The organism is Segatella asaccharophila (assembly GCF_054687055.1).
The window spans coordinates 21969-29522 of record NZ_BAACAN010000030.1; the positions used below are offsets into that span (position 1 = coordinate 21969).

The following is a 7554-nucleotide window of genomic DNA, read 5'->3' on the forward strand; positions in this document are numbered from 1 at the left end:
CTTACTTTCAATAAGTATATATTCTTCATAACTTATTTATAATAAATGCTTTGTGATTTCTGAAAACTTACTTTTCTGCTTACTTTAAGAACGATCTTACAGAAAAGATGATAATTTTGCTGTCAGAAAACCAAACATCTATTAATTGATAATGAAGAAGAAAAACTTGCTTCTGACTACCTTGTCTTTATTAGCCATAACTGTCAGTGCACAAAGCCCTCAATTAGGAAAATCATCTCTTGACCAGGTTATTAAAGCGATGACACTGGACGAGAAGATAGATCTTCTTGTGGGAAGTCAGGGGAATATGAGTACGCAGGCTACAGCCACGATCGGGAATTCTGCTAAATTGGTAGCAGGAGCAGCCGGTCAAATGAATGGTATTCCTCGTCTGGGCATTCCCGCAACTGTTGTGGCTGATGGTCCTGCCGGCCTGCGTATTGATGCTACGCGTCAGGGGACCTCACAGAAATTTTATTGCACACATTTTCCGGTGGCAACGGTCATGAGTTCAACCTGGAATCCGCAACTGGTCTATAAAGTAGGTGAAGCAATGGGTAACGAAGTACTTCGTTATGGCGTGGACATCTTGCTTGCTCCAGCTACTAATATACAACGTAATCCTCTTGATGGGCGGAATTTCGAATACTATTCTGAAGATCCGTTATTGGCTGGAACTGTGTGCGCCGCAATGATCAAGGGTGTTCAAAGTAATGGCGTAGGTACGTCTCTCAAACATTTTGCACTGAACAACCAGGAGACGAACCGGACAAGTAATAATGTCATCGGCAGTCCCCGGACCTTCAGGGAGATCTACCTTAAGCCCTTTGAAATCGCCGTAAAAACAGCACAGCCTTGGACGGTCATGACTTCTTATAATAAGATAAATGGGACGATGACCAGTGAGCGAAGTGATTTGATTACCAATATTCTCAGGCGTGAATGGGGATTTAAGGGCATGGCCATGACCGACTGGTATGGCGGTCAGCACGTTACCCTTCAGATGGAAGCGGGCAACGATCTTCTTATGCCGGGGAAAAAGTCGCAGCGTGATGATATTAAGAAGGCGGTACTTAATGGACGCCTTTCTATGGATATTATAGATCGTAATGTCAGACATATATTGGAACTAATCTTGAGAACGCCGAGGTTTAAGGGCTATGTCGCAGATAATCAACCTGATCTGAAAGCACATGCTGTCTTGACCCGTCAAGCGGCTCAGGAGGGAATGGTCCTTTTGAAAAACACAAGAAACACTTTACCTCTTCACTCTAAAATAAAAAACATAGCTGTGTTCGGACGTACATCATACGATTTTATTGCCGGGGGGACCGGCTCCGGAAATGTAAATCATGCTTATGTGGTCAGTTTGATTGACGGTTTGAAGAATGGCGGGTTAAGCATTGATCCATCTGTTCAGAAATGCTATGAAGATTACATCTCCAAAACTCCTGCCAGTAAACCGGCCAGCGATAATCCTCTTGCAGCCTTCCTTCCCAAACATTTAATACCGGAAATGACCATTAATGCTCCAAATCTTCATCGGGCAGCGAAAGATAACGATGCTGCCATTATTACCATCGGCAAGACTTCAGGAGAATTTGCCGATCGTTCTATAAAGAACAATTTCAACCTGACTCAGGAAGAAAAGGGAATGATTGCTGATGTTTGTTCAGCTTTTCATCAACAAGGGAAGAAAGTCATTGTCGTACTTAACGTCTGTGGCGTCATTGAGACATCAAGTTGGATAAGTGAACCAGATGCGGTACTTGTAGCCTGGTTACCCGGGCAGGAAGGAGGCAACTCGGTTACAGACATCCTGACTGGGAAAGAAAGTCCGTCAGGACGACTCCCGATGACATGGCCGAAGAGTTATACTGATGTACCGAGTAAAGCAGATTTCCCCAATCCAGATGAGATCAGTGAAGACCAACTTTTGGAGAGTTTGAAAGGTTTTGCTAATGTGCGGACTGAAGGAAGCCGGAAGAATTTCGACTATACCACATATAATGATGGTATTTATGTCGGTTACCGGTATTATACAACTAAAAATATTCCAGTGTCTTTCCCCTTCGGATATGGTCTGAGCTATACGACTTTCAAATATAGCCAGTTGGCCGTAATAAAAGATAGTCAAGGTGATCTGGAAGTAAAAGTAAACGTTACTAATAAAGGGAAAAAGAGCGGAAAAGAGGTTGTGGAAGTTTATGTCGCTGCCCCGGGGAAAGACATGGACAAACCTTCCCGCGAACTCCGTGGGTTTACAAAGACCAGGAATCTTGCTCCTGGAGAGTCCGAAACCGTGAGCATCGCCATTCCCTATTCATCTTTGGCCTCTTTTAATGAGAAAGATAGCCAGTGGCAAGTGGAAGCTGGGAACTATACTGTGGAAGTAGCCCGTAATGCAGCTGATAAGTCTCCTCTTTCTACGAGAATCATCGAGTGTGCCGGCGTGACAGAGAAGGTGACCCCAAGCCTTCTGCCCGAGCAAAAATGATTCATCTGAATTCAAATCATACCAAAATAATGAATAAGTAATTTAATATCGATTATGAAAGGAATAAGTAAAGTAATTGCATCAGCGGGATTAGCTTTGACGGCTATGCCAATGATAGCACAACAACGTCCTAATATCATTTTTATCTATGCAGATGATTTGGGCTATTCTGATTTGAGCTGTTATGGTTCTCCCCTCAATCAGACACCTAACCTTGACAGGATGGCGTCTGAAGGAATGCGGTTCACTGATTTTTATGCCTCTGCACCGGTTTCTACACCTTCGCGTGCAGGACTGATGACCGGACGTTATGCGTGTCGTTTAGGTATCAAACATGTGTTTATGCCCTATAGTTATACGGGGATGAGTCCAGATGAAGTAACCATTGCAGAAGTGTTAAAACCTTGTGGCTATTCTACTGCCCTTTTCGGAAAGTGGCATTTAGGGACAGATTTTCAATATCTGCCAAAGCGGCAGGGATTTGATGAATTCTTCGGAACAACATGCTCCATCGATAATGGACCATTCGTATATATTGATGGAGACAAGGCACAGGGAGTACCTGCAGCAAAAGATTCTACAACATGGACTTACACCATGAAGGCATGCAACTATATACAGAAGCATAAGGATTCTCCTTTTTATTTGTATGTAGCCTATAATATGCCACATGTACCAATAGCTGCGTCAAGAAATTTCCTTGGAAAATCAAAGAATGGACTGTATGGTGATGTGATCATGGAATTAGACTGGGGCGTCGGACAGATTCTGAAAAAATTAAAAGAATGCGGACTGGATAAAAACACTATCGTCTGTTTTTCTTCTGATAATGGCCCCTGGTTACATGAAGGACCTTATGGTGGCCGTGCTCTGCCCTGCTATAGTGGAAAAGGAACCACCTGGGATGGGGGCCAGCGTGTTCCAATGATTGTCAGATGGCCCGGTCATATCAGGTCTGGTCAGGTGGAACATTCGGTGGCTTGTATGTTGGACTGGTATGTTACCTTTGCAAAAATGGTTGGCGGGAATATGCCTACGGACAGGTGCATTGACGGATACGACATTATGCCAGTACTGTTAGGTACAGGAAAACGTGCAAACCAAGATTTTGCTTATATAAATTCGACCTCATCCCCTTCGTCACCCAGACTCATGGCGTTTCGTTCCGGTGATTGGAAACTAAAACTTCCTGAGAAAAAAGTTATGGGTAATTTCTGGGAAGCAGACGAACCGGCTCATGACACACTTCTGTTCAATTTACGTGATGATATTGGTGAGCGTCATAACGTCAAAGCCCAGCATCCGGAGATCGTCAGGATGATCTGTCAGAAGATTGATTCTTTAGAGCATACGAAAGGTTTCTACGTCAAGCCACTTCTCCAGTATGAATTTGGAACAGATGCACTTACTGTAGGTCAGCGTCGGGACAATATTCTTAATGCTGCGAAAAAAGGCATAAAGCCAAAATCAAAGAATGGAGAGTACATGCTTGAAAATTATAAATTACAAGATAAACTCTTGAAAGAAGGAGCTCAAACTTATTAAAACCTTTAATTATTACACGCACATGAAAAAGAAAACTTTTATTCTATCAATGACAATGTTCATTGTATTTCCTGCAGTCATTCATGCACAGGAAATAGACAAAAGCAAGAAGAATGTAACCACTTCCTCTTCGTCTACAAATCGTGAGGCCGAGAGTATGCTGCTGAATGCTTCTTCTGCTGATAGTCCACGTGAAATTAATATAGGCTTACCTTCTGACCTCGGAGGTACAACAATCCTTGAAAATGGAATGCCTGTCACATACGACTATCAGTCCCAGTCACCGACAACAGTCTGGAGGCAGGACGGGAGCTTTTCGAAAGTACAATCGCTTAATATTTACAAGACTGCCATAATGAATGGTTCTATTGGGGTCGCAATGTCAACGGAATCGGGTAAAGGTACTCCTGTATTCAGTGCTGTTGCAGGCATACAAACCAACACCTTTGGCTTAATTCGTTTTAATGGCAAAGTAAGTGGACCTCTTAAGCATGGCTGGTCGTATCAGGCAAGTGCATTTCTCAATTATGATCCGACAAGCCAGCGGCTTCAGTTCTCTCGATTTAATGATAAAACCCAGATATTTAGGTTTTTCATCAATAAGAAATATAAACATGGAGAGATAGGCCTGCAATACAAATTCGCAAATTCAGAAGGAGTAACTCAATGGAATATTAATCCTTATGTTTACCATTCTGATGGTACAGTTTCTGAATATAATGGACTGGATATAGGAACTACCATGTATGCTGAAAAGAGTGGGGTGGCCCATCCCCATGATATCTGGACGGGAGAACAGTATAATTGGGATATTTTGAAGAAGACCGGTTCTACCTCTCATATTTTTGATATTCTGGGTAATCACTACTTCGCTAATGCAATGAAATTTCATTATGCATTACGGTTGCATTTTGCACAGTCAGGTTTTTGTAATCCTAATTATGGAACCATATTTGATGCTACATCACAAGGCTCTACTAACAGATACGTTTATCAGTCAAATCCTGATCAGGTTTATACGGGTATGATTCAAAAGGGACAGATGGCAATTGCTGATAAATGGGGTAAGTTTGGAGCCAATATGCGTGCCGAACTATCCAAGAATAGTAAGAACAATAATTGGTTACTGGGACTCAGTGCTGATGGTTTGAATGCAAATAATGCATATCGTGCTGTTTATGGGACCTATGCTACGGTGGAAGAGAATCCGACATCTTTAGTACATCAAAAATTAGTAAATGGGGTTTGGACAAATTCAAGTGATTCCTGGGGAGATGAGAATCCGAATAGTGCCATTCAGTATTATGATGGTCTTGATTCTAAATTTGCTTTTTATGCTACCGACAAATGGCATTTCGCGAAACGTTTTACCGTAGACTTAGGAACACGCTTGGAATGGCAGCATATAGATGGTTATTGGGCTCCGACAAGTTGCAGGGGCAAGTCATCTGACGGTTGGAACATATTAACAGGAAAGGAGAAATTGCAAAAAGACTGGTTCCACAAAACAGGAACGGCTAATTTTGTATGGAACACATTTAATGGAGGAGGCTTTACTGCTGATGTCATGTATGCAGAAATAGATGGCAATCTTTCTTCTTATTGCCAGGCAGTTGATCCTGATATTAAGACAAGTGCTACCAAAGTACTTTCCTTTGGATTTTATTACAACAGTTCGAAATTTGATGTAACATCAAAGATAAATTATATCACGCGTTCAAATTATTCCTTTGCTGGTAATTTCGAGAATCCTCAGGATGCTACGGAGATCACCCGTCTTACGGTAAAATATGGGGTGAAAACTTTGGGATGGACTACTGACATGAACTGGAGACCCTTCCTCGGTTTTGCTCTTCATTATCTGCTGACACTGCAGAATCCAAAATATACTGATTTTGACTTTACCGCTTTTGACCAGAAATTCAGCTATACAAATGCAACCGTGCGCGCCGTATCAAAGTGTCTTATGGAGATTGACCCTTCATATCAATTCAAGAAATTCCGGATCTGGGCCAGTGCACGCTATTATTCTAAACAATATGCATGTTTTTCTAATGCCCTCTATTTTGCTTCAAGATGGGAAACTTTTGCAGGATTAGATTATAATCCGAATAAGACTGTCGGATTTTCTCTGAATGTGATTAATCTGTTGAACCAGACTGGAGCTCAGGGCAATATTGCGGGAGCGAATACGATCACGAAGGAGGCTGCCTCAAATTATTATGATCAGCCTTTAGCTTGTACTTATATTCGTCCTTTCCAGATTGAGTTTAAAACAACGTTTAAATTTTAGATACTAGTATTATGAATAATAACATTTTATACAAAACCCTGACCCTGGTAACGGCTACGACCAGTGTAACAGGTGCCTTAGCTCAGAGTGTATCTCCAAATGATTTGCAAGCGCAAAGAAATTCTGATAGGCCGAATATCGTATTAGTGATTTCTGAAGATCTAAGTCCCCGCTTGGGATGCTATGGAGATCCGATAGCTGTAACGCCTCATTTAGATAATCTGGCTAAGGAAGGAGTACGTTTTACAAATGTACATACAATGGCCGGAGTGTCTTCTCCATCACGCTCGGGATTAATTACCGGTGTGTTCCAGAACTTTGAGAATCTGATGGAGATGCGCTCTTGCGGTTATAAGGGTGGTCCGTATTTTGCCGTCCCCCCTTCCTATATCAAAGCTTATCCGGAATTATTGCGTCGTAACGGGTATTATACCTATTGTGATGTAAAATTTGATTATGAATTTTCCAGTCCTGTCAATCCGGGAGCTTTCTCAATATGGAATTCTATTGAGCCAAAAGGCTACAGTGATGTTATGGCACACACCTTGAAACCCGTATGGCGTACTCTTGATTTAAAGGGACGTCCCTTTATGTTTAACTATAATCCACAGATCACACATGAGTCTGGCCTTTTTGATTCTAAAGATCCTGGTTTGCAAAAATGGTATCGTCCGATTGCCTTACAATGGGATAAACTGCGTGCTATGTATAAGATCAAAGAAACAGATCCTAAGAAGGTCAGTGTTGATCCGTTTTACATGAATACGAAAAGCACGAGAACAGAGATTGCCAGATTTTATAATAATATTCAGGTAATGGACCAGCAAGTGGGGAAATTGATAGAAAATCTCAAGGCTGATGGACTTTGGGATAATACCATATTCATTTTTACTACTGATCATGGAGATTGCCTTCCAAGGTGCAAACGTGATGGATATGATAGTTCTACACGTGTCCCTATGATTATACATGTTCCTGATAAATATCGTACGGCATGGCTACCTGAGAATGGAACTACATGTGATAGATTAATATCTTTTGAAGATCTTGCACCTACCATTTTAGGAATGTCAAAGACTCCAATTCCTTCTTATATGAAACGTACATGATTGTCTTTCGCCAAAGGGAATGAAAAGGGATTTTTTGTATCTTTGCCACAGTATAAATCCTTTAATCCTTTAGATATGGCGAATCAGAAGCAAGAAGTCTCCTTTTCAGA

General features: G+C 41.6%; 4 protein-coding genes. All 4 read left to right on the top strand.

The annotated features are described in order from the left end of the window. Positions 1 to 151 precede the first annotated feature (151 nt). The 4 genes from ACYRYG_RS12160 to ACYRYG_RS12175 are packed head-to-tail and all read left to right on the top strand — an operon-like array spanning position 152 to position 7444. A complete protein-coding gene (locus ACYRYG_RS12160; protein WP_460198284.1) occupies positions 152 to 2497 on the top strand; it encodes a glycoside hydrolase family 3 C-terminal domain-containing protein in 2346 nt (781 codons plus the stop codon). Between the two features lie 54 nt (positions 2498 to 2551). Further along, positions 2552 to 4042, top strand: coding sequence for a sulfatase family protein (locus tag ACYRYG_RS12165; protein ID WP_460198286.1), 1491 nt, complete (start codon positions 2552 to 2554; stop codon positions 4040 to 4042). Between the two features lie 22 nt (positions 4043 to 4064). Continuing rightward, positions 4065 to 6335: a TonB-dependent receptor gene (locus ACYRYG_RS12170; RefSeq protein WP_460198288.1), complete on the top strand. Its 2271-nt coding sequence runs from the start codon at positions 4065 to 4067 to the stop codon at positions 6333 to 6335. An 11-nt stretch (positions 6336 to 6346) separates the two neighbouring features. Then, the gene (locus ACYRYG_RS12175; RefSeq protein WP_460198290.1) at positions 6347 to 7444 is read left to right on the top strand and encodes a sulfatase-like hydrolase/transferase; all 1098 of its coding nucleotides are present in this window, start codon (positions 6347 to 6349) and stop codon (positions 7442 to 7444) included. The last annotated feature ends 110 nt before the right edge of the window (positions 7445 to 7554 follow it).